The following is a 22,151-nucleotide window of genomic DNA, read 5'->3' on the forward strand; positions in this document are numbered from 1 at the left end:
TTTACGATAATACTTAATATTCACTGCAAGCATAAATGCCTTTGTCGTCCTTATACGGGGCGACAATCGTTTATGCGAGAAATATAAGACATAAGGTATAGGTGTAAAACTTATACTTTCTTATATTTTGAAAAAAGCGGAAGAAGGTCCATCCTTCTCCCGCCTTTTTTTTGTAATAGAAAGATTTATCGACAACAGCCAGAGTGGTCATCGTTTGCGTAAACGCATTCATACTATCCCTAAGTAAGTAGATTCTTTACGGATCTCTAAAAATTAGTCCGCTTTGTATTTTCCTAATTTTTTGTCCAAAGATGCATACAACCGCTGAATAACACGGTAATTTGCACCTAGATCACCTAGCGAACCTCTAGATGCAGAGTACATATCTACGCCACAACGTACAGGTGTGGTATTGAGCACCGAGACAGTAATGTCCAGTGTACGGCCGAATGCCGTTCTTTTCTCCAGAGTAATCTCACCTACTGACTCCACTTCATGAAGCACCTTGAATCCAGGAACTTTCTTAAGTGTAGCTGAAACTTCCTCCCAAGCTTTGTCCTTCGTAAGGTTGTAATAACGCGTTTTTAATGTCGGATCTTTTGCGCGGTCGCTTGTACCATCATGACTGCGGAATAAACCGACCAAGGTTCTTTTTAACGACAAAGTTCTTCCCCCTCTACAAATCCCAAGTTCATTATTCTAAGTGTAACACTCTTGTCTCTGGAACAAAAGGGTATTACTCACTTTCTCCTTGTTCCAGACATACAAAAAGCGCCCGCTCCCAACTTTCACGGGAAACAGGGCGCTTGGCCTAAATAATAGAAAACCCGCTTATGCCGTCCGGCTACAGTGTCTTCTGAACCTGCTATAGCAGGTGGGTGACCGCAGAAAACGTTTTTGAATTCCCCAGGTCATATAGACAGGGCTGTTCAGCTGCGCTTCGTGTAGATCTCCCAAGACATTATCATTGGTTCAAAACAACGAGTAACCGTAACGAACATCGCAGGATTTGTTATTATTATAGTGCGTTTTAACGAAAAAGTAAACCTGTATGCGCTTTATTTTACACTGGAATTAAATTACTGACGATTTCCGAGTGCTCAATACGCTCTTTGTTAACTACGTTTTAAATCTTTATTCTCAACATCGACCTCATAATCGTCATCATCTTCGTCATCATCATCATCATCTTGATTGTTCAAAGCAGCCTCTCTCTCTTCTTCCTCTTTCAGCTTCTTCTGTTCCACCTGCAGTTGCAGTTTATTATAGGTAGCATAGAAGTTAAAGAAAGCAGCCATCGCAATCAGCGTTGGAATACAGATGAAATATAGCGCTGGATATCTCAGACCGATATAAACAAGAACTGCTGCTGCTATCAATGTTGAGAACACACGAATAGGACGTGCAATTGTCAGCAAAAATGAGTTAGTCATTACTTGTTTAAAGCTCATTTGATAATGAACAACAATGGAAAAGAAGTTAAACATGGACACTGACAAAATAATCATGAGCACTAACATCAATATACCAACAATTCTGAAGTTAGGCATCTGTGTCATGTAAACCGTTACATCGACGTACATAATAACGAACATCAATGTATAGATAACTCCTCCGAGCATACTTTTTAAATAATTCTCTTTATACCCCTGAAAAAATGTACGAAAAGTTCCTACATCCGTGTTCCCCATAACCCATTTACGTACTACGGTAAACAAAGCTGCTGAAGCAGGAAATACTGTAAATGGTGCTAGAATTCCCATTGCCCAGTTTAGAGTGAGCTGCTCATTAACTCCACCCGCGCTTGTCCCTAGCATAATCATTTTCATCACACCAAAAAACAAAAACGGGGCGGAACATAGTGCCCATAAGATATTACTAGCTGCGATACGTGTAATCCATTCTGTGATGCGGTATAAACCGCCCATTGCTCCTTTAAACTCCAATTCCCTTCCTCCTCTGTCTCTTGCATACTACTTATCTTAACTATACCTCATTTGCCCTCCTCTTTTCCATAGCCCAACTTTCTGAATTCTAGGTCATCGTCTATACATTCGACATTTAAAGTCCATATATTGGAATTATAATCATAATAATTACCAAATTAACCACATTCTAAAGGAGGTTATTTTATGTCCTCACCTGTTGGCTACGGCGGCTGGACTTCCACCGGCACGATCCTCGTATTGTTTATCCTGCTCGTTATCATCACTCGTACTTTCCTATAAATAAGCCACTAATTTAATAAACATCCCTATAGATCAGCAAAAAGAAGACGAGAACCGCTATTCGGCATCTCGTCTTCTTGGTATCTTGGTAAATCATCACCCTAGGGGTCTGATCAAGTATTAATTATCGAAATCTTCACGTTTTGCTGCTGGACGTGCGCTAGTGCTGCTTGGACGTGTAGATGGTTTGCGGTCCGCACTACTACGGTTTGCACCGCCGTCACGACTCGCTCCATCACGGTTGCCTTTATAGCCGCCGCCATAACCGCCACTGCCGCTACCATAGTTACTGCCACCGCTGCTGTAGCCACCACGACTACCACCACCGTTGTTGTCGCGGTTTCCACGGTATCCACCAGTGCTGCCACCGGAAGTACCACGGTTTCCGCCATAACCACCACTAGGTTTGCGGCCACTGCGAATGTCGTTTTTACCACCACGACGTTTAGCACGGATCGGATCTTCAGGAGTCAATTCAATTGCAGAATCCTTCTTATCACCAGTCAGAAGCTTCATTGCAGCCGACAGCAATTGAACGGAATCATATTGTTCAAGCAACTGAATGGAGATACCTTTGTACTCATTCAATTCGCCACTTTCAACCATTTCAAGCAAACGCTCAGCTGTTACGCGTTGTTTACCTTCGATAGCCTCAGCCATTGTTGGCAATGGTTTACGAGTAATACGGTGACGAGTAACGCGTTCGATCAAATGCAGGTGATCCATTTCGCGTGGAGTAACGAAAGACCAAGCTGTACCTTCTTTACCAGCGCGTCCTGTACGACCGATACGGTGTACATAGCTTTCTGGATCTTGCGGTAAGTCAAAGTTAATTACGTGAGTAACGCCGGATACGTCCAGACCACGAGCTGCTACGTCAGTAGCTACCAGCACATCAATGCTACCATCGCGGAATTTACGCATTACAGCATCACGTTGGTTCTGTGACAGGTCACCATGCAATCCATCAGCGGAGTATCCACGTTTTTGCAAAGCTTCTGCAAGCTCATCAACCCGGCGTTTCGTACGTCCGAACACGATTGCAAGCTCAGGAGATTCCATATCAATCAAACGACTAAGTGCTTCGAACTTTTGACGTTCAGGTACTTCAACATAAGCTTGATCAATCAGCGGAGCACTGATTTGTTTCGGAATAACGGAGACGTGTTGCGGGTTGTTCAGGAATTGCTGTGCAAGACGTTGAATGTTTGGAGGCATTGTAGCCGAGAACAACATAGTTTGACGCTCTTCAGGAACGAGCTTGAGGATGGTCTGAATATCTTCCATAAAGCCCATATCCAGCATTTCATCTGCTTCATCCAATACAACGGTTTGAACATCATCCAAACGAATCGTTTTACGGTTGATATGGTCAAGCAAACGTCCTGGTGTACCAATAATAATTTGTGGTTTCTTCTTTAGACCACGGATTTGACGACCAATATCTTGTCCGCCATAAATTGCCAACGAACGAAGACCTTTAAAACGGCTTAGCTTACCGATTTCTTCTGATACTTGGATGGCCAACTCACGTGTTGGTGCCATAATAAGCGCCAGAATTTTTTCGTCTTCGCGATTAATCTTCGAAATGAGGGGGATACCAAAAGCTGCAGTTTTACCTGTACCAGTCTGTGCTTGACCGATCAGATCCGACCCAGTCAATGCCAATGGAATGGACTGCTCCTGTATCGGTGTTGCCTCCTCAAATCCTAACTCTGTGATTGCTTGTAGCACTTTTGGCTCCAAGCCAAATTCTGCGAATGTTTTCAAATTATTCATGCTCCTTCTATACAGTGGACATTCCACATGCTTGTCTGTATTCTTAAGTAGCGGTAAACACATTTATATGCTGTCCAATCATGCTCTTTTTTCTGCATGATATAGCGCTTTTGGGACGAAAAGCCTCCCTTTCATCAGGTACTTCATTGTACCTGAGCAACTGTAGCTTTACATCCGATGCAATGCAAAAATACCATTGTAACGTCCTACTCAAGAATATCCTATACATTATATCACAACTCTAAGTAGGAATACCAGTGGGTTCCTTTCTTTTCATTGCATTCATGGTTTATTTTTAAATTTATTTATAGAGGTGGATTTGCTTGTTAAGACAGATTTGGAATTGTATTGCAGTTATTTTTGGAGCAGCGCTGATTGCCAGTGGATTTAATCTTTTTTTAATCCCTCATCGCCTACTCAGCGGAGGAGTATCTGGGCTTTCCATGTTAGTGGGTTACTTTACCCCTATAAACATAAGCCTTTTATACTTACTCTTTAATATTCCTTTGCTCTTAGCTGGTTGGTTCCAGCTGGGTCGAAGATTTATTATGCTTAGCATGTTATCGGTTGTGGCAACCACCTGGTTCTTGACGATCATTCCAGAGTATTTGGTAGCCACTGATATGCTGCTTTCTTCCGTATTCGGCGGGGTGTTGGTCGGTATCGGCTGTGGTTTTTCCTTCCGTGCAGGTGGTTCATCCGGAGGCTTTGATATCCTGGGTTCAATTATCACTAAGTTCCGCGATTTTCCAGTTGGAAATGTAGTGGTAAGCTTAAATGGACTCGTTATCCTTGCTGCAGCCTATTTTGATAACAACTGGAACTTGGCTCTTGCATCGATGGTATCTATTTACGTAACTGGTAAGGTACTGGACATGATTCATATCAGCCATTTAAAGGTAACCGTATATATAGTAACGAATCGTACTGATGAGCTCCTTCAGCATCTAATTGGACTCCAGCGTGGAGTCACAAAGATTAAAACAGAAGGCGCTTATTCTCTTGTTGAAAAGGACATGCTAATGACAGTAACAACCCGCTATGAACTTGCTGAGCTGCAACGTATTATCCGCACGACAGATCCTCAAGCTTTTGTAAATATTGTTGAGACTGTTGGCGTTATGGGCTCCTTCCGAAAAAGATAAAATGGCAATAAATAGTATTAAATTGGAAAATGCACCAAACACAGAATTGTGATATATTATAATCACGCAGAACCCTAACAATTTCATAAAGATTGAGATTTACCCCTCTTTTTTCCAAGCACTTCGTTTTCCGATGATTACTGAATTCCATTCAGACCTATCGAAAAAGGAAAGGGTGATTTTTGTGGAAATGGAAACGGTAAAGCTGTCAGCAATCGTCATGAGGTGGTATCCTGATATGATGCCGTTTCTCAAGCAGGACGAATTAAATTCCGTAATCGTTCTGCGTGACGGGCTTAGTATTCTGGAACCTGCAGATGCCATGGATATCATCCACTACAGTATCTGTGAACATCAGAATTCTGCGTATCTTCAATGAGTAAGCCGCAAGAGAAGTCTTGATAGTTGCCGCCTTAAGTTCGGCCAAGTTGCCGATTTGAGGCGGCATTTACTTTTTAACAAAACGTTTAGAATCTTTGCGTCCCGGTTAAAAACAACAAGGATGGTTTTTCAGACCCAATCTGAGCCAACCGTTCCAATATCATTTTGGAAAAGTACATAAAGGGAGAGAATACGAATGAACATCACCTGGGCACTACTGATGATGGCCTTGGGAAGTGTAGGCGTGCAACAGAACCAACATGACGCTGAAGTGGCTATCGCATTGAAGTCCGCCATGAACCCTCCTGTCATCGCACAACAAAACAATAATTCAAATGTTGCAACTCCAAATGCTACAACTGAGGCAAATGACTCGCAAAGTATGCTGCACGCAGATCCTCAGCCGGATGCACCGAAAGTAAAAGGCATCTATGTTACCGCATACAGTGCAGGTGGAGAACGAATGGAAAAGCTGCTATCTTTGCTCGACCAAACTGAACTAAATTCTATGGTCATTGACATTAAAGATGATGCTGGTTATATCACGTATAAGACCGATAATCCAGAGCTTCTGAAGCTGGGTAATCCCCAGAACTTCATTGGTGATATCAACAAGCTGATGGAAAGATTGAAGAAACATGATGTTTATCCTATTGCACGAATTGTTGTCTTTAAGGACTCTATACTCGCTAAAAAGAACCCGCAATTATCCTTTGTTAATGCAGACGGCTCAGTATGGAAAAATAAAGGCGGGGATAGCTTTGTTAATCCTTACAATGAAGATGTCTGGAAATACAATGTCGATATTGCCAAGGAAGCTGTCAAACTCGGCTTTAAAGAAATTCAATTCGACTATGTCCGCTTTCCTGAAGGATTCGAGAAACGTGCGGATACACTTAAATACACTAAATCCAGCGATTCTCGCGTAGACATCATTTCTAATTTTGTGAAATATGCCAAAGCAGAGCTTGCTCCGCTAGGTGTTCGCGTGTCCGTAGATATTTTTGGATATGCAGCATCTGCACCTGCTGAGGGCATTGGACAGGACTTTGTTAAAATATCCAAGAATGTGGATGTCATCAGCCCGATGGTATATCCAAGTCATTATTCAACAGGATGGTTTGGTGTAAAAGAGCCAGACTTAGATCCATATGCTACCATCAAAGGCTCCATGGTTGATACGCATAAGAAGCTTGATCCACTCGGCAGCTACAAACCTATTATTCGTCCTTGGATTCAAGACTTTACAGCAAGCTGGCTCGGGAGCGGTCATTATATTAAATACGGCAAACAACAAGTGGAAGATCAGATCCGCGCTTTAAAAGATGAAAATGTGGATGAGTTTCTGCTCTGGAACGCCAATAACCGCTATACCTCCGGCGTCGACTATGAGAAATAATGTATACTGCCCTTATTATTTATAATTGAAATCAGGTATGATACAAGATACAAGATAAAGGCCCGGCATCTGCCGGGTCTTTTAATGGAGAGAAAAGGAACTTTTACTGTAATCATTGAAAACCAACAAAGAATGAGGCAAAGAACTATGATACATACCACCTCTTTAAAACAAAAGGCAGGACAATTTTTTCATATTTTATTTCCAATTCTAATTACACAGATTGCATTATCAGCGATAGCCTTCTTTGATACAAACATGTCGGGTAAATTTGGTACAGCCGATTTGGCAGGTGTGGCGATAGGAACCAGTCTCTGGATTCCTATCCAAACGGGTTTAAGTGGAATTCTTATGGGGATCACCCCCATCGTCTCCCAGCTTATAGGAAGCAAAAAAGATAAGGATGTAGCCTATCAAGTTACGCAGGGAATCTGGCTGTCACTAATCGTCTCTGTAATTGTGCTAATAATCGGCAGCCTCGCCTTATCACCTATCCTTAATTTTATGAATCTGGAGCCGACTGTAAGAGATGTTGCATTCCGCTTCCTTAGTGCGATCTCCTTCGGAATTATCCCGCTGTTTGGTTATACGGTTCTCCGTAGCTGTATAGACGCTCTTGGGCAAACGCGCGTATCTATGTTGATTACACTAATAGCCCTGCCCGTCAATGTGGGCTTGAACTACTTGCTGATCTTTGGGAAATTCGGATTCCCTCGTCTCGGTGGTGTAGGAGCTGGTGTGGCATCCGCCATCACCTACTGGGTAATATTCTCTGTTGCCCTGCTGTTCATTTATCGAGCTAAAACATTTGCTAACCTTAGAATCTTCCGAAAGTTTTATTTTATATCGCTAAAAAGCTTCAAAGACCTATTGAAGATCGGCGTACCTATCGGCTTTTCGATTTTTTTTGAAACTGCGGTCTTCTCCGCCGTAACCTTGTTGATGAGTCGATTCGATACCGTAACGATTGCAGCTCATCAAGCTGCCATTAATTTTGCAACTACGTTATATATGATTCCGCTTAGTATCTGTATGAGTCTTACCATTCTAGTCGGCTTCGAGACCGGATCTGGCAGACAAAAGGATGCCCGTCAATATGCCATAATGGGAATTGGACTTGCGGCTATACTATCCCTGGCAACAGCACTCCTGCTTTTATTCGCTGGTCACCATGTTGCTGGTTTATACTCTGATGAGCCTGATGTCATTTCATTAATTCAGCACTTCTTGATCTATGCGATCTTCTTCCAGATCTCCGATGCGATTGCCACACCTACGCAAGGAGCGCTACGTGGATATAAAGATGTTAACCCAGCCTTCATAATTTGTTTTATAGCTTATTGGATTATAGGGCTCCCCACTGGTTATGTGCTTGCAACTTACACTGAGTTAGGAGCATACGGCTATTGGATCGGACTTATCACTGGTCTTGCCATCGGCGCCATTCTACTCTTGTCTCGGCTTGTCAAAGTTCAACGACGGTATGCCACACAACATGCTGACGCTCAACCACATCAATAAAAATCAATAGTACACAAAAAAGGAACAGCACGAATCTCGCAGCTGTTCCTTTTGTATGTGTAGTTAATTATTGAGATAGACGGGATGCAAGCTCGTACATCTCTACATCAAAGTCCTTCTTCGTATTCACAACAAGATCAATATCGGTAAGTACTAGCTCACCCTTGATAATACCGCAACCTTTTCCGGATTCACCTTCAATTAGCTTACGAACAGCGAAATCACCAAGACGGCTAGCTAGATTACGGTCGCCAGGTGTTGGTGTTCCTCCACGTTGAATATGTCCAAGAACAGTAACACGTGCATCCAGAGAAGCATGACGGTCCTTAAGCGCTTGAGCTACATCTTCGCCTTTACCAACACCTTCTGCAACAATTACAATACTGTGACGTTTACCTTTGATAAAATTGTCACGCATCCGATCAGCAACTTCATTCAAATCATACGGCATTTCTGGTACAAGAATCGTTTCTGCACCGGATGCCAGTCCTGCGTGAAGCGCGATGTCTCCACAGTGACGACCCATAACCTCTACAATTGAAGAGCGCTCGTGAGAGGACATTGTGTCACGCAATTTGTTAATGGCGTCAACAACGACACCAACTGCTGTATCAAATCCAATAGTGTAGTCTGTATAAGAAATATCGTTATCAATCGTACCCGGCAAAGCCATTGTCTTGATTCCAAGTTTACTTAGTTTATTCGCACCTTTATAAGAACCATCTCCACCGATAACTACTAGGCCATCGATGCCCATTTCATTAAGGATTTCTGCTCCTTTTTGCTGACCTTCTGGCTTCGTGAACTCCAGACATCTTGCGGATTGCAGAATGGTACCTCCGCGTTGAATAATGTCACCTACACTGCGGATATCCATTGGGAAAATATCGCGATTCAGAAGTCCTTGATAACCACGCTGCACACCATAGACTTCAATACCGTAATAAATTGCGCTTCTTACAACCGCACGAACTGCAGCGTTCATACCTTGTGAATCTCCACCACTAGTCAGTACTGCAATTTTTTTGATTTTTGACATTCTGTTGTTCCTCCTTAATGTTGTGCAATGCCCCATCCCACTTATAGGTGAAGCTTCGCAATAATGTTACAGAAAACGATTGCGTATCCAGCGGCTATTAGCGAAGAAGAACAGCCTGGTAAGCGGACTTCCTCTCATTAGGCTCTTAGACACAGTGCGAACTTCCCGCTGTTCGCTAACTTTCGGATCGGATAAATAAAGTGCCAGCAATCCCTCAATCACCATACGATGCATGGATGACTCTGGAAGTTCACGTACATCCTTCCGGGCCCACTCAACCATGGAAGCGATGCGACTAAGCATCGTATCCGTGTTGTCATAATAATTGCAGAAATTAAGATCTCCGCCTGCTCGGTCCTCTTCCTGATCAATTAAATAATCCAGCATAATATGCAACCCACACACATGTGGAAAGTATGCAGCACGGATCGATTCCGAAGAAGATTTACTTAGCTTCGGATCACAAGCGGATAGAAACAGCATAAATACGCCTAACGTAGAACCCGTCGCAGCCGCAAACTCGTTCCAATGCAGATGCGGAGCACGGCTGCCCTGCTGCTCCCACCATTCCTTCAGGGCGATTTCCCTGAGTTCCGGGCGGATATGCTTATATACCTGCAAATCTGTATACAGCACTGCCAAATCACGGATCTCCGCTGCAGCAGCGGCATAACCTGGCAACAATGAGATCATCTCTTGGCATTTCCGAACCAGCCTGTACAAATATCCACCGTCATTCTGTTCATCACGAAGCGCATAATAATTAACAGGATCAGCGTTTGGATCAATGGCATCCAGCATAGATTGATGCAGTAGCCTGAAATCTGCAGGATCAAGCGAAGTACTGCGATCACATAAGTTATCTAGATAATCACTGATAGTTTGATAAGCAACAATAAGCGGAATAAGTATATGTCTCATCGATAAATTGCCGGCGGCATAAATACCTCCACCTATGCAATGAAACTCCTTCGTCTCAATGCTGGCAAGTGCTTGCTTCCGGAGCTCGGGATCGGGAATCCCATTCGCATCTTGGCGCCAGAAGTTTAGACATTCTCTCACTTCAGGCAGCACGTACTTATAGACCCTGTTCATGAGCCCAATAGGACCACGCGGGCTAAGGTAACGGCCTTGCTCTAATTCACTCAATGATAGTGCCTCCACATTGTTGTCTCCTTATCCAAATCACCACTTATTATAATATGATCAGACGTATTTGTACAAACAACAAAATCACTTTCGTAAAATCATGAAAGATTCAGAAATAACGCAATTCAAGAATAAATCCTTTTGAGAGCCCTTTACTCTCGATGAAATATAAACTTCTCCTCATTACTTTATGCTATACTAGGCATATTTGAATTTCAGAGGAGTGCAATTTCATGTTTTCAAAACGGACCGGCAGCCCTTACAGTGATCAAAATTGGCTTCGTTCCTTTCTTTTTACGATTTATGGCACTAGCGTTCTTGTAGTATCATACTTTCCTTTATTCTACACACATTTAGGATTTAGCAGTTCTCAGGTGGGCTACTTGTATTCCCTCGGTCCTCTTATCTCCATCCTATCTAATCTCTTCTGGAGTATGATGAGCGATAAGCTAGGTACCATCCGAAAAATCATGTTTATTTTGCTCGCAGGGCAATTAGTAACCGGACTTTTATTAGCCAGAGCGACCGAATTTTCTTCCGTTATGCTTATTTTGTCCTTCTTCTACTTCTTCTATTACCCTGTTTTTCCGCTTGCTGATACAATGGCCATCAAAATTGCCGAACGACACGGGCGAAACTTCATTACAATTCGTGTATTTGGCTCGTTAGGCTATTCTTTCTTTGCTTTAACAGTCGGTTATGCACTAAGAGCCTTAGGAGCTACCTGGAGTCTTACGCTGTGTATAATTATCATTATAATAGCGCTTCTAATTACACTTGGCCTAAAGGATGTCAAAAAGTCCGTTTCAGAGCATTCGGATCAGAAAGCTCTTACCGACGAACCTGGCAAAAAAGAGCACGGGCTAAAAGATATTCTTTTGCAAAAAGAGGTATTGTGGTTCTTCGGCTGTGTCTTTGTACTCGCACTGGGTCATAGAATGAACGAAGCTTTTCTCACCATCAGTTTAAAGAACCTGGGCGCTGGTGAGGAAGTGATCGGCTGGGCATTACTAGCCTCAGCACTAAGTGAAATCCCTGTATTATTTATACTCGGCAAATACGGCGACAAATTTAAAGAACTGCCCTTATTAGTTTTAGCTAGTCTCATGTATGCCATTCGTTTTCTACTAATGGCACTCGCCGATCATCCAGGCTCGATAATCGCGATTCAAGCCTTGCATAGCCTGACATTCGGCATCTTTTTCGTAACATCTGTCCGTTATATCACTCGGATTATTCCTGATCGTCTCAGAGCTACAGGTCTTGCCATCTACACAGTTGTTTGGTCAAGCGCAGCTGGACTTCTAAGTGGTACATTTGGTGGAATGATCTATCAAGAAGCTGGACGCTTCACTTTTTATATAGTAGCAGTTGGCTTCAGCCTTCTTGCCTTGGTAGGTTTTTTAGGACAACATTTATTGGATATCAATCGAGATTCGATTCGTTATTTCAAGAAAAGAGACAAAAAAACTTCACTATAAAAGAACATATAGAAAAGGTCTTTGCTGTCCCTTTCACTAGGGAATGCAAAGACCTTTTTATTTAAGTTGAAGTCTATTAAAAGCAAAAAAACGCCTGACGGTGCTGACTCGTTTACGTTACCGGCGGCACATTGTGTTCGGTTTTTCGCATATATTCGGCTCGTTTACGTTACCGGCGGAACATTGTATTCGGTTTTTCGCATACATTTGACTCGTTTACGTTACCAGCAGCACATTGTATTCGGTTTTTCGCATACATTCGGCTCGTTTACGTTACCGGCGGCACTTGTGTTCGGTTTTTCGCATACATTCGGCTCGCTTACGTCACCGGCGGCATATTGTGTTCGATTTTTCGCATACATTCGGCTCGTTTACGTTACCGGCGGCACATTATATTCGGTTTTTCACATACATTTGTCCGTAAGCTCGACTAAAACATGCATTTCGGAGGATATAATGTCCGCTCGCTTTTTAGAATCTGACGGATGATTCCTCTTTTTTCGGAGTTATCCACATTTTTTTGTATTGTATAATTTCCTAAACAATAAAAAAACACAGTTCTCGAAAGAACTGTGTTCTATAGTTGGTAACCACTCTTGCAAGGGCTTGCCAAGTAAATTATATATTTATAGCAGACAGCTTAACTGTCATGCCGTTTCTTATAATTTTACTACGTTTTCAGCTTGCGGTCCACGATTACCATCAGTGATATCGAATTCAACTTCTTGACCTTCGTCCAAAGTTTTGAATCCATCACCTTGAATTGCTGAGAAGTGTACGAATACATCTTCGCCGCCTTCTACTTGTAGAAAACCATAACCTTTTTCTGCGTTAAACCATTTTACTGTACCTTTCAATTAAACAACCTCCTAAAAATAACCGCCATATATGGCGTATGCCTATATTATACTGCAATCTTCTGTTCAAATCAATATTTTCGAGCCCTTAATATGTGATTTAATTTGCTTTTCCCTTCTCCAGTGCGTTATCATTGAGCCAAAAGCCAAAAATCGCCAGGGTGGTAATGATAATGATCAAAAAACATGAAATATACAAAACAGACAAATGGAATATGATGACGGTAGAAGTTCAAGGCCGCTATATTGTACTCCGCGAAATCTCCGATCAATGGGGAGAAGAAACACATACCTTCCTTAGCCGTCCAGCTATGATGCAGTGGGTGAACAACCGATTCAACAAAGAATCTTATAAAGATAATGAAGAAGAGTACAAAAATATTATCGCAGCTTTCAAACAGGTCTAACAGAATATGAATACAGAAAATCTCGCGATTTATGTTGTCCTAGTCTTATGTCTAGGCGCAGTTCTAATTATGACTAAGGATCGTGTCCCGCCGCAGTTTAAGCGGGGCATGGCCTTAACTGCAGTCATTATGATTCTGTTCGCCTTCATTTTTGTTATTTATAGCTTATTGGCATAACTACTATACAAGCATAATTAAATATTAATAATCAGGACTTAGCAGGGCATAATAAGCCGACTCTACTTTTTCAAGAGGAGGACGTTATGTCTATTTCACCTAAGTCCATCCCTCTTCTACTTGTGCTCAGCTTGCTACCGGGTGATTTATCATCCACAGTATTGCCGAGGGAGATTATGCCTACTACATCTCATCATTCTAGGAGGGTTTCTATGGAACAATTATTGAAGAGAAGCGAAGTACCTGCTGAGAATCGTTGGAAGCTTGAAGATGTGTTTGCTTCACAGAAGGATTGGGATGCAGAATATGCAGAAGCTAAAACCCTAATCAAACAAGCTGCGGATTTTCAAGGTACGCTAGATTCCGCAGATGCTCTGAAAAAATGTTTTGAGCTGGATGACAAACTGTCCATCCTAACTGAACGACTCTATGTGTATGCACACATGCGTCAGGATGAAGACACAGCTAACCCCGACTTCCAAGCCTTGTCCTCCAAAGCAAAAAAGCTTGGCACAGAAGCAGGTGAAGCATTGTCTTTTGTAACCCCAGAAATTCTGGCGTTGCCTATAGAGAAGTTGGACCAGTTCATCGCTAATCCCGATCTGTCTGATTATACCTTCACTTTAACTGAGATGAAACGTGAGAAAGCTCATGTATTGTCCAAGGCTGAGGAAGCATTGCTTGCCCAAGTAGGAAATATAGCTCAAGCACCTCAGAACATTTTTAGCATGCTGAACAATGCGGATCTAAAATTCCCTAAGATCAAAGATGAGGACGGCAAAGAGGTTGAGCTAACTCATGGCAACTATATCAAGTTTCTCGAAAGTAATGACCGTGAGGTTCGCCGAAATGCTTTTAAAGCAGTCTACGATACCTACCGCAAGCAGAAAAATACTATCGCAGCAACGCTTAGTGCCAATGTGAATAAAAATGTATTTTACTCACGGGTCCGTAAATATCCATCTGTAATGGAAATGTCGCTGTACGGTGATAACATTCCAAAAGAGGTTTACACCAACTTGATTGATACGATACACGAGAGCCTTCCATTGATGCATCGTTACATGAAACTGCGTCAAAAGCTGCTTGGTGTTGATGAGCTACATATGTATGATCTGTTTGCGCCGCTTGTAGATGAATATAAATTAGATATCACCTATGAAGAAGCCAAGAAAATCACCAAAGAGGGCCTCAAACCGCTAGGTGAAGATTACCTGAATGTGCTTCAAAAAGGGTACGACAACGGATGGATCGATGTCTACGAGAATGAGAATAAACGCTCCGGGGCTTATAGCTGGGGGCCATATGGCACACATCCTTTTGTACTGTTGAATCATAATGATAATCTTAACAGTATGTTTACGCTGGCACATGAGATGGGCCATGCATTACACTCCTATTTTTCAGATAACGCTCTGAATTATCGGGATGCGCAATATACTATTTTCTTAGCAGAGGTTGCTTCTACCACCAACGAGGCGCTGCTAATGGATTATTTACTCAAAAAGTCTACGGATCCCAAGGAAAAAATGTATCTGCTCACCTACTATGCTGATCAGTTCCGTACTACGATTTTCCGACAAACGATGTTCGCTGAATTCGAGAAAATCATTCATCAGCGTGTTGAAGAGGGCGAATCGCTTACTCCGCAAGATCTTTCGAGTATCTATTACGATCTGAATGTTAAATACTACGGAAAAGATATGGTTGTAGATCAGGATATTGAGATGGAATGGGCACGGATCCCGCATTTCTATAACAGTTTCTATGTCTACAAATACGCTACCGGCTTCTCAGCAGCGACTAGCTTTGCCAAACAAATCCTTGAAGAAGGCAAACCAGCGGTAGATCGTTACCTCGGCTTCCTGAAGAGCGGTGGTAGTGACTACTCCATTAATATTCTGTCTAAAGCCGGCGTTGACATGTCTTCTCCTGAGCCGATTCGCGAAGCGATGAGTGTATTCGAAGATGTTATCGCTCAGATGGAACAGTTGACCAAATAAGGCAGAGAGCTTAGTATTGCATTAATCCCTTGCCCTATCTGGGCAAGGGATTTTATACTGTTATCCCCTGAGGAGGAAGAATTCAATGAGAATTCAATGGTCTTTAATTGCAGGTCTAATCTTCGCGCTGCTAACAGCCATATTTGCTGTCATCAACGTAGATCCCGTTCAAGTCAACTTCGGTTTTGATGTAGTTAATATACCGCTCATTCTCGTTATCCTTGGCTGCGCGTTAATTGGCGGTGTCATCGTTGGCTCTTACGGCATTTTCCGTCAATACAAGCTCCAAAAGCAAATCAAAAGCCTAACAGCGGAGCTTACTAAGCTTCGTGATGCCAACTCTTCAACGGATTCTTTGAATCTAGACAATGATAGTTTATCAGGAGGACTTCAACCATGATTACCATTCAACCAAACGAAGATTACATACTTTCGATCCTTAAAAAATTGCTGGATACACCGAGCCCAAGCGGCTTCACAGCACAAGTGATGAACCTTGTAGCCGAGGAAGCGGCAGCATTGAATGTACCGCTAAGCTGGAATGAAAAAGGCGGCGTAATTCTTACCGTCCCAGGCCTAGATCCTTCCCGTACGATCGGCATCAGTGCTCATGTGGATACACTTGGAGGCATGGTTCGCTCTATTAAATCCAATGGTACGCTGCGACTGACCTCTGTTGGAGGTTTCGCTATGCACAGCATCGAGAATGAATACTGCGTGATCCATACCCGCAGTGGTAAAACCTATACTGGAACCATCTTAACCAGCCATCCATCCGTTCACGTATATCCAGATGCTCGTGATTTCAAACGTTCAGAGGAAAACATGGAGGTACGTATTGATGAGCTAGTATCTACCAAAGAAGATGTACTCAAGCTTGGCATCTCCGTTGGTGATTTCATTTCCTTCGATGCCCGTGCCGTGATTACACCTAGCGGATATATTAAATCCCGTCATCTGGACGACAAGGCTAGCGTCGCTACCCTTCTTGGACTGCTGGAAAGCATGAAGCGTGAAGGCTGGAAGCCACTCCACAACCTTTCCTTCCTCATCTCCAATTACGAAGAAGTGGGACACGGCACAGCTTGGATTCCTGGTGAGATCAATGAAATGATTGCCGTCGATATGGGCGCCATGGGTGATGACCTCAGCTGTAAAGAAACCGACGTATCCATCTGTGCAAAAGACTCTTCTGGCCCTTACGATTATGTTATGACAGGCCGTTTGATTGAACTGGCAGAGGCACTGGCGATTCCTTACGCCGTTGATATTTATCCTATGTACGGCTCCGATGCCTCCGCAGCGCTCAGAGGCGGAAACAATATTCGCGCAGCATTGATTGGCCCAGGTGTACATGCCTCCCACTCCATGGAACGTACACATAAGCAAGCTGTAGTTAACACTGCTAAGCTTCTCGCTGCTTATGTGGGTACTAACTGAGGCTAGTACCGGCAAGCTAAAGCAGCTCTGGAGACGTAGACAATGGCTGATAGTCTCTCTGATGCTGCTCTTGATAGCAGCATCAGTGCTATCGATGTTCCTCTTATCCAGAAGTCACAAGGAAGATCCCTTTGACGATCTTCCCCACACTTATACCTATTTAGAGACAGTGAGTACAGAAAATGCGCAGCTCTATATGATGTCACTTTCGCCAGAAGATATTAAACTCAGAGCCGCTGGTGTCCCCCTTCAGCAAGTTATTGCTTATGGGATCAATGGAGGCTTCTTTTACGGTGATGCACTTCTATCTATTGCTATCATGAATGATATCCCCACTAACGGTGCAAAAAAGGCGTACGGCTCCGGCTGGTTTAACGCTAAATATGCACGAGGAACTCTGGTCTGGGATGGTGCCAGTCGCAGTTTCTCTGTTCAGGTCGCCTCTTCTGGGGCAGATTTAGAAGTTACTGATCGTCAGCATTACTTTGCTCAAGGTGGTATTAGTATGAATCTGCAGCATGAGGATCTCTGGGAAGCTGCGATTGCCGAAGAACATCTTCCTTATGCGGATGAGAAACGAATGCGCTCAGGCATGCTGTATGACGATAATGGCAAGCTGTGGCTGATTGTTACACCAACGCTCTCGACAGCGGCAGAGTTCCGCTCAGCCATCCTACAGACCGTGCCTGCTGAAGGGCTCGAAGGTATCTTCCTAGATGGAGATGGCTCTTCTCAGATGAATGCTGATGAAATCATCTTACCCGGCGACTCTCGTGCTGTAGTGCAAATGATTGCGGTGGACGGAACGAAATAAGCAATGCTGAGGCAGCCCCTGCAAACAAAAAAAGAGTAGGAACTCTCCAATAACTGGAGAACTCCTACTCTTTTTTTTGTTTATTAGCCGTAAGCTGGTTTCCAGAGAAAATGTCGCAACTTCTGGTTAGCATCACCTTCATCTACGGCTGATACTTACGGACCCCGTTGATGCTATTTCCATATTATTAGCATTTAGAGCACTGTTTCGGACCCCAGTGACGTTATTCAGGATAAAAAGATCCTTTGGGGGTACTTTTTATGCAAATAGCGACTATAAAGTCCGATAGCTAACCAAACTGGGGATAATTCTGCATTTAAGGTCATCTGTGTCCGAGTAGTGCTTCGCAAGTGTAAGTATAATGTTATCTAAAAGTTAGCATCAATCCCAGACTTGTTCTAGCTTATCTGAATAATACGAAATGGCCTTACTGTAGCTTCTTATCCCTTCATCCGCCGAGGTTTCTGCCAGTAATTTAAGCAGCATCCCCATAGCCAGACTATGATCTCCAAGATTGTGCATAGTCATCGCCAGAAACACTGGAAATTCCTTATTTTCTGGGTACTCACGAACAGCCCGCTCCAGAATTGCTTTAGAGTTCTCATATTCTCCGAGAGTTCGGTAGGTGCTGCCCAGTCCCAATAGAGCGCCGACTCTCTGCTCCGAAGGTAACCCAAGTGTTAAGCTTCTCTCATAAAAGGGTACTGCCTCGCGTTCCAGACCAAGCACATCATGCGTCCATGCCAATTGATACAGAAGTTCTGCGTCATTACCATTCTGCTTATATAACTCTAACAGCATCACTCTGGCATCTTCAGCTTTACCATCGTTTCGCAGGGCTACAGCTGCCATGAGTTGATTTTCCAAACTGAGCCCTCCCTATTGTTATTTAAGGACAATCCGGACTAAGCCTTACCAGCGATTTTCTCTGCAAGCTCATTTAGATAGGTCCAGCGGTCCATCAGACGCTCCAGCTCGGCTTCGGCTAGCCGCTGATCTTCCATTAGCTCCTGCAATCTCCCAGAGTCAGCAAACGCTGCTTCCATCTCTGCACTAATATCAGTCAGACGCTGCTCTGCAAGCTCGATTTGCTCGTCAATTCCCTCATATTCACGCTGTTCTTTGAAGCTGAATTTGAGTTTGGTCTTGGGAGCTGATGATGTCGCTGTGTTACTACCAGTTTCTGCACTCTCTTTACGCTTTGCATTTCCGTCCTCTTTGCTCGATTCTGCATTTCGTGAAGAAACATTTTTGGCCAGCCATTCCTCATATTCCGTATAATCGCCAACATGAATCCGGATATCACCATTTTCAAAAGCGATCAGCTTATCTATAGTACGATCTAGGAAATAACGATCATGAGATACTGTAAAGACGACGCCAGGGAATTCATCCAGATAGTCTTCTAAAACAGCCAACGTACCGATATCCAAGTCGTTCGTAGGCTCATCCAACAGCAGCACGTTAGGTGCACCCATCAATACACGAAGCAGATACAGGCGTCTTTTTTCGCCACCGGATAGTTTCGAGATCGGTGTCCACTGCATAGCTGGTGGGAACAAGAAGCGTTCGAGCATTTGGCCTGCCGTAATCACGCTACCATCAGCTGTCCGAATGACTTCCGCTTCTTCCTTCACATATTCAATAGCTCGCATGCTGTCATCCATATCCTGATGCTCTTGCGTAAAGTAACCCAACTTAACCGTGGCACCAAGCTGAACCTCTCCCTCATCCGGCTGCAGCTTACCTGCAATCAGATTCAGCAGTGTTGATTTACCACTACCATTCGGACCTACGATACCCACGCGATCTTGTGGTACAGCAATATAGGTTAGGTCTTTAATCAACTGACGACCATCCAGCGATTTCGACAGTTCATTGATTTCAATGATTTTACGACCCAATCGTGTCGAAGCCACAGAAATATCTAGCGAGCCGTTAGAACTGCTTCCTGTACTCTCTTTCAGCTTCTCAAAGCGGTCGATTCTCGCTTTCTGTTTCGTTGAACGAGCTTTGGCTCCGCGACGAATCCAAGCAAGCTCCGTACGAAGCAGGTTCTTACGCTTCTGCTCCGCTGAGGCTTCACGCTCTTCACGGTCGGCTTTTAGCTCTAGAAAACGAGAATAATTGGCTTCATAACGGTATAACTGTCCACCGTCCAGCTCCAGCATGACACTTGCGACACGCTCCAGGAAGTAGCGATCATGCGTAACCATTAATAGGGCTCCGCGCCGTTTCTGTAAATATTGCTCTAACCAAGCTACAGAGTCTGTATCAATATGGTTCGTAGGCTCATCCAGAATAAGAAGCTCAGATGGCGTAATCAAGGCAGCTGCTAATGCTACACGTTTCCGTTGACCACCAGACAGCGTATCCATCAGCGCGTCGAACTTCACTATACCTAGCTTAGTAAGTACGCTCTTAGCTTCACTCTCCAAATGCCAAGTACCCGCAGCATCGATAGCCTGTCCAATTCGTACCAGTTTGCCTTCCAGTTCTGCATTGCCTGGCGCTTTCTCAAGCAGGGACATCGTATCGATATACTCGCGCATGGTAGCAAGATCTGGATCATCACCGGCGAATACTTGTTGTAATACCGTATTTGTCGGCTCATAAGGTGGGTTCTGTGCCAAGTATTGCACTCGAACATTATTTCCGATCGCAATTTGCCCACCATCCGGAGTATCCAGACCGGCAATAATACGTAAAAATGTTGATTTACCCGTTCCATTCACACCGATCAAGCCAATTTTATCCCGATCGTCCATACCAAATGAAGCATCACTAAAGAGTACTTTCTCTCCATAACTCTTGGAAAGATGTTCCACGGTCATAATATTCATACTATTTCCTCGCTTGCTTTATATTTTCATAAAACCGGTCGCAGCTCAAAACTGCTATTCCACCGGTCTATCATCCTGACCTAAATTCAAGTAATCCATGGCCCCTTTAATAAAAAGACCCGCAGCGAAATCAGCGCGTTTATACGCATCCACTTCCTTAAAAGACGGATCGAACAAAATATCCATCTTGAGTCGATCCAACATTCCTATGTAGGACTGCGCCATAAGTTCAGGCTCGGATGCTCCGCCCTCCAGCAATACCTTCACCACTGCCTGCATATATTCTTCCATAAAAAGCGTCATATACGCCACTAGCTCTGGGTTATTATTAGGTGCGCGAAAAAAGAGCTTCGTGTGCTGCTTTCGCTCATAGTAATAGTTGAGATGATGCTTCGCGATGATCGACAGTTTACCCGCCAAGGTATCACTTGCTTTCAGTCTTTCCTGCAATTGCTGGAGGAATCCTTCACAATCTCGGCGTGTTACCGCCATGAACAATTCTTCCTTACTCTTGAAGTATAAATAAACGGTACCCTTAGCAATCCCAGCCTGTTCCGCAATTTCCGACATCTTCGTTTCATAAAATCCGCCTGAACCGAAGAGCTCATATGCGGCATCCAGGATGGCAGTATGTTTGTGATTGGACGTGCTGCTCATCGGTTCCTCCTTTAAATCATCATGCCAAGCAGTAAGGCAACAGCCCCTCCGACGATAGAGCTGATAGCATTGACTGCATCATTGCTCATCCACTTCCAGCCACGCGCGTATACAACCTTATTCCCGCAGTGGTGTGTACCTTCCACTTCACGGCCGCATACGGTGCAGCGGTTCATCTGCTGCACCGTTGCCCCTAGAATAGAATCCGTGAACGCACCCGCAAGTCCTCCAGCGAGTCCAGCCAATGTAAGCAGCACGAAGGATTGATCCGGCATGCCGGATATCATTCGCAGCAGCCATGAAGATGCACCAATAAGTGCGCCTCCTGCGGCAGCGGCCAGCGTACCAAGGCTGGACACGCCACCCGAGGCACCTGCTGGAAGTATTTTACCTGTCAGGACAGACCGAGGTGGCTTCTTGCTGAGTGTACCAATCTCCGTAGCCCATGTATCAGAGGTTACCGTTGCCATAACGCCGATAAATAAAAATTCCCAAAGCTCCATCGGAACAATCGCGTTCAATAGAACGAAAACCATACCGAACCCACCATTAGCAAAGACCTGCCCAGCATCTCGGCGACCTGTCTTGGCATAGGTAAGCTCAAGCTCCGCCTTATTATCATGATGAAGCTTTGACAGAAAGCTTGAAGAGATGAAAAAAATCAACAATATTCCAAACCAAAAGGCATTTCCAGCACCAAAATAAATGGTCCCCATCGCTACCGCGGCAAGCATGCCGGAGAGGCTTAAGGATTGCTTCCTATAAGCCGCTCCCGCAACAAGCAAAGCGCCAAGGGCGCCAATAATCCATAGCATAGATTCATCTCCAACA

At 43.8% G+C, this 22,151-nt stretch carries 22 protein-coding genes and 1 other RNA gene; 12 read left to right on the plus strand and 11 right to left on the minus strand.

Annotation, left to right across the window (positions count from 1 at the left end):
• Positions 1 to 273: 273 nt before the first annotated feature.
• The 3 genes from NSS67_RS23335 to NSS67_RS23345 form a co-directional block, all read right to left on the minus strand.
• A complete protein-coding gene (locus NSS67_RS23335) occupies positions 274 to 663 on the minus strand; it encodes a DUF1499 domain-containing protein (RefSeq protein ID WP_339316017.1) in 390 nt (129 codons plus the stop codon).
• A 157-nt stretch (positions 664 to 820) separates the two neighbouring features.
• Positions 821 to 1,012, minus strand: a non-coding RNA gene (ssrS, locus tag NSS67_RS23340) — 6S RNA.
• A gap of 103 nt (positions 1,013 to 1,115) precedes the next feature.
• The gene (locus tag NSS67_RS23345; RefSeq protein ID WP_339316018.1) at positions 1,116 to 1,946 is read right to left on the minus strand and encodes a DUF624 domain-containing protein; all 831 of its coding nucleotides are present in this window, start codon (positions 1,944 to 1,946) and stop codon (positions 1,116 to 1,118) included.
• A 186-nt stretch (positions 1,947 to 2,132) separates the two neighbouring features.
• Here NSS67_RS23345 and NSS67_RS23350 point away from each other — a divergent pair, with 186 nt between their 5' ends.
• Positions 2,133 to 2,228, plus strand: a complete 96-nt coding sequence (locus NSS67_RS23350; protein WP_339316019.1) for a YjcZ family sporulation protein — start codon at positions 2,133 to 2,135, stop codon at positions 2,226 to 2,228.
• 120 nt (positions 2,229 to 2,348) lie between these two features.
• Here NSS67_RS23350 and NSS67_RS23355 read toward each other — a convergent pair whose 3' ends face one another.
• Positions 2,349 to 3,998 carry a DEAD/DEAH box helicase gene (locus NSS67_RS23355; protein ID WP_339316020.1) on the minus strand — a complete coding sequence of 550 codons (1,650 nt, stop codon included), beginning with the start codon at positions 3,996 to 3,998 and terminating at the stop codon, positions 2,349 to 2,351.
• Positions 3,999 to 4,330: 332 nt separating this feature from the next.
• On the opposite strand from NSS67_RS23355, the gene NSS67_RS23360 reads away from it, so the two are divergent.
• From NSS67_RS23360 to NSS67_RS23375, 4 genes are all read left to right on the plus strand, one after another.
• Positions 4,331 to 5,152: a YitT family protein gene (locus NSS67_RS23360; RefSeq protein ID WP_339316021.1), complete on the plus strand. Its 822-nt coding sequence runs from the start codon at positions 4,331 to 4,333 to the stop codon at positions 5,150 to 5,152.
• Positions 5,153 to 5,342: 190 nt separating this feature from the next.
• Positions 5,343 to 5,531 carry a hypothetical protein gene (locus NSS67_RS23365; RefSeq protein ID WP_036689649.1) on the plus strand — a complete coding sequence of 63 codons (189 nt, stop codon included), beginning with the start codon at positions 5,343 to 5,345 and terminating at the stop codon, positions 5,529 to 5,531.
• A gap of 198 nt (positions 5,532 to 5,729) precedes the next feature.
• Entirely contained in the window at positions 5,730 to 6,932 is a 1,203-nt protein-coding gene (locus NSS67_RS23370) for a putative glycoside hydrolase (protein ID WP_339316022.1), read from the plus strand.
• Between the two features lie 147 nt (positions 6,933 to 7,079).
• Positions 7,080 to 8,453 carry an MATE family efflux transporter gene (locus NSS67_RS23375; RefSeq protein WP_339316023.1) on the plus strand — a complete coding sequence of 458 codons (1,374 nt, stop codon included), beginning with the start codon at positions 7,080 to 7,082 and terminating at the stop codon, positions 8,451 to 8,453.
• Between the two features lie 67 nt (positions 8,454 to 8,520).
• On the opposite strand, the gene pfkA is transcribed toward NSS67_RS23375, so the two are convergent.
• Together pfkA and NSS67_RS23385 are read right to left on the minus strand one after the other, a co-directional pair.
• The gene (gene pfkA / locus NSS67_RS23380; RefSeq protein ID WP_339316024.1) at positions 8,521 to 9,492 is read right to left on the minus strand and encodes a 6-phosphofructokinase; all 972 of its coding nucleotides are present in this window, start codon (positions 9,490 to 9,492) and stop codon (positions 8,521 to 8,523) included.
• Between the two features lie 66 nt (positions 9,493 to 9,558).
• Positions 9,559 to 10,641: a tetraprenyl-beta-curcumene synthase family protein gene (locus NSS67_RS23385; protein ID WP_339316025.1), complete on the minus strand. Its 1,083-nt coding sequence runs from the start codon at positions 10,639 to 10,641 to the stop codon at positions 9,559 to 9,561.
• A gap of 233 nt (positions 10,642 to 10,874) precedes the next feature.
• Here NSS67_RS23385 and NSS67_RS23390 point away from each other — a divergent pair, with 233 nt between their 5' ends.
• Positions 10,875 to 12,122, plus strand: a complete 1,248-nt coding sequence (locus NSS67_RS23390; RefSeq protein WP_339316026.1) for an MFS transporter — start codon at positions 10,875 to 10,877, stop codon at positions 12,120 to 12,122.
• Between the two features lie 659 nt (positions 12,123 to 12,781).
• Here the strand turns inward: NSS67_RS23390 and NSS67_RS23395 are convergent.
• Positions 12,782 to 12,979, minus strand: coding sequence for a cold shock domain-containing protein (locus NSS67_RS23395; protein WP_283911224.1), 198 nt, complete (start codon positions 12,977 to 12,979; stop codon positions 12,782 to 12,784).
• Positions 12,980 to 13,152: 173 nt separating this feature from the next.
• Between NSS67_RS23395 and NSS67_RS23400 the strand changes: the two genes are divergently transcribed.
• The 6 genes from NSS67_RS23400 (at position 13,153) to NSS67_RS23425 (ending at position 17,820) form a co-directional block, all read left to right on the plus strand.
• Complete coding sequence (locus tag NSS67_RS23400; protein ID WP_036689271.1) at positions 13,153 to 13,386, plus strand: hypothetical protein; 234 nt, start codon at positions 13,153 to 13,155, stop codon at positions 13,384 to 13,386.
• 6 nt (positions 13,387 to 13,392) lie between these two features.
• Positions 13,393 to 13,563: a hypothetical protein gene (locus NSS67_RS23405; protein ID WP_234535515.1), complete on the plus strand. Its 171-nt coding sequence runs from the start codon at positions 13,393 to 13,395 to the stop codon at positions 13,561 to 13,563.
• A 212-nt stretch (positions 13,564 to 13,775) separates the two neighbouring features.
• Positions 13,776 to 15,566, plus strand: a complete 1,791-nt coding sequence (pepF, locus tag NSS67_RS23410) for an oligoendopeptidase F (protein ID WP_339316027.1) — start codon at positions 13,776 to 13,778, stop codon at positions 15,564 to 15,566.
• Between the two features lie 85 nt (positions 15,567 to 15,651).
• Positions 15,652 to 15,966 (plus strand): lipopolysaccharide assembly protein LapA domain-containing protein, encoded by a 315-nt coding sequence (locus NSS67_RS23415; RefSeq protein ID WP_339316028.1) that lies wholly within the window; start codon positions 15,652 to 15,654, stop codon positions 15,964 to 15,966.
• Positions 15,966 to 17,006 (plus strand): M42 family metallopeptidase, encoded by a 1,041-nt coding sequence (locus NSS67_RS23420; protein ID WP_339320678.1) that lies wholly within the window; start codon positions 15,966 to 15,968, stop codon positions 17,004 to 17,006. The genes NSS67_RS23415 and NSS67_RS23420 overlap by 1 nt, the downstream gene beginning before the upstream one ends.
• Positions 16,990 to 17,820 carry a hypothetical protein gene (locus tag NSS67_RS23425; protein WP_339316029.1) on the plus strand — a complete coding sequence of 277 codons (831 nt, stop codon included), beginning with the start codon at positions 16,990 to 16,992 and terminating at the stop codon, positions 17,818 to 17,820. The genes NSS67_RS23420 and NSS67_RS23425 overlap by 17 nt, the downstream gene beginning before the upstream one ends.
• 381 nt (positions 17,821 to 18,201) lie before the next feature.
• Here NSS67_RS23425 and NSS67_RS23430 read toward each other — a convergent pair whose 3' ends face one another.
• The 4 genes from NSS67_RS23430 to NSS67_RS23445 are packed head-to-tail and all read right to left on the minus strand — an operon-like array spanning position 18,202 to position 22,135.
• On the minus strand, positions 18,202 to 18,687 hold the full coding sequence (locus tag NSS67_RS23430) for a tetratricopeptide repeat protein (protein ID WP_339316031.1): 486 nt from the start codon (positions 18,685 to 18,687) through the stop codon (positions 18,202 to 18,204).
• A gap of 38 nt (positions 18,688 to 18,725) precedes the next feature.
• Positions 18,726 to 20,663 carry an ABC-F family ATP-binding cassette domain-containing protein gene (locus NSS67_RS23435; RefSeq protein WP_339316032.1) on the minus strand — a complete coding sequence of 646 codons (1,938 nt, stop codon included), beginning with the start codon at positions 20,661 to 20,663 and terminating at the stop codon, positions 18,726 to 18,728.
• Positions 20,664 to 20,717: 54 nt separating this feature from the next.
• Positions 20,718 to 21,320 carry a helix-turn-helix domain-containing protein gene (locus NSS67_RS23440; protein WP_339316033.1) on the minus strand — a complete coding sequence of 201 codons (603 nt, stop codon included), beginning with the start codon at positions 21,318 to 21,320 and terminating at the stop codon, positions 20,718 to 20,720.
• Positions 21,321 to 21,331: 11 nt separating this feature from the next.
• Entirely contained in the window at positions 21,332 to 22,135 is an 804-nt protein-coding gene (locus NSS67_RS23445; protein ID WP_339320679.1) for a DUF92 domain-containing protein, read from the minus strand.
• Between the last annotated feature and the right edge of the window lie 16 nt (positions 22,136 to 22,151).

This window comes from Paenibacillus sp. FSL R10-2734 (assembly GCF_037963865.1).
In the GTDB taxonomy this organism is placed as follows: domain Bacteria; phylum Bacillota; class Bacilli; order Paenibacillales; family Paenibacillaceae; genus Paenibacillus_AQ.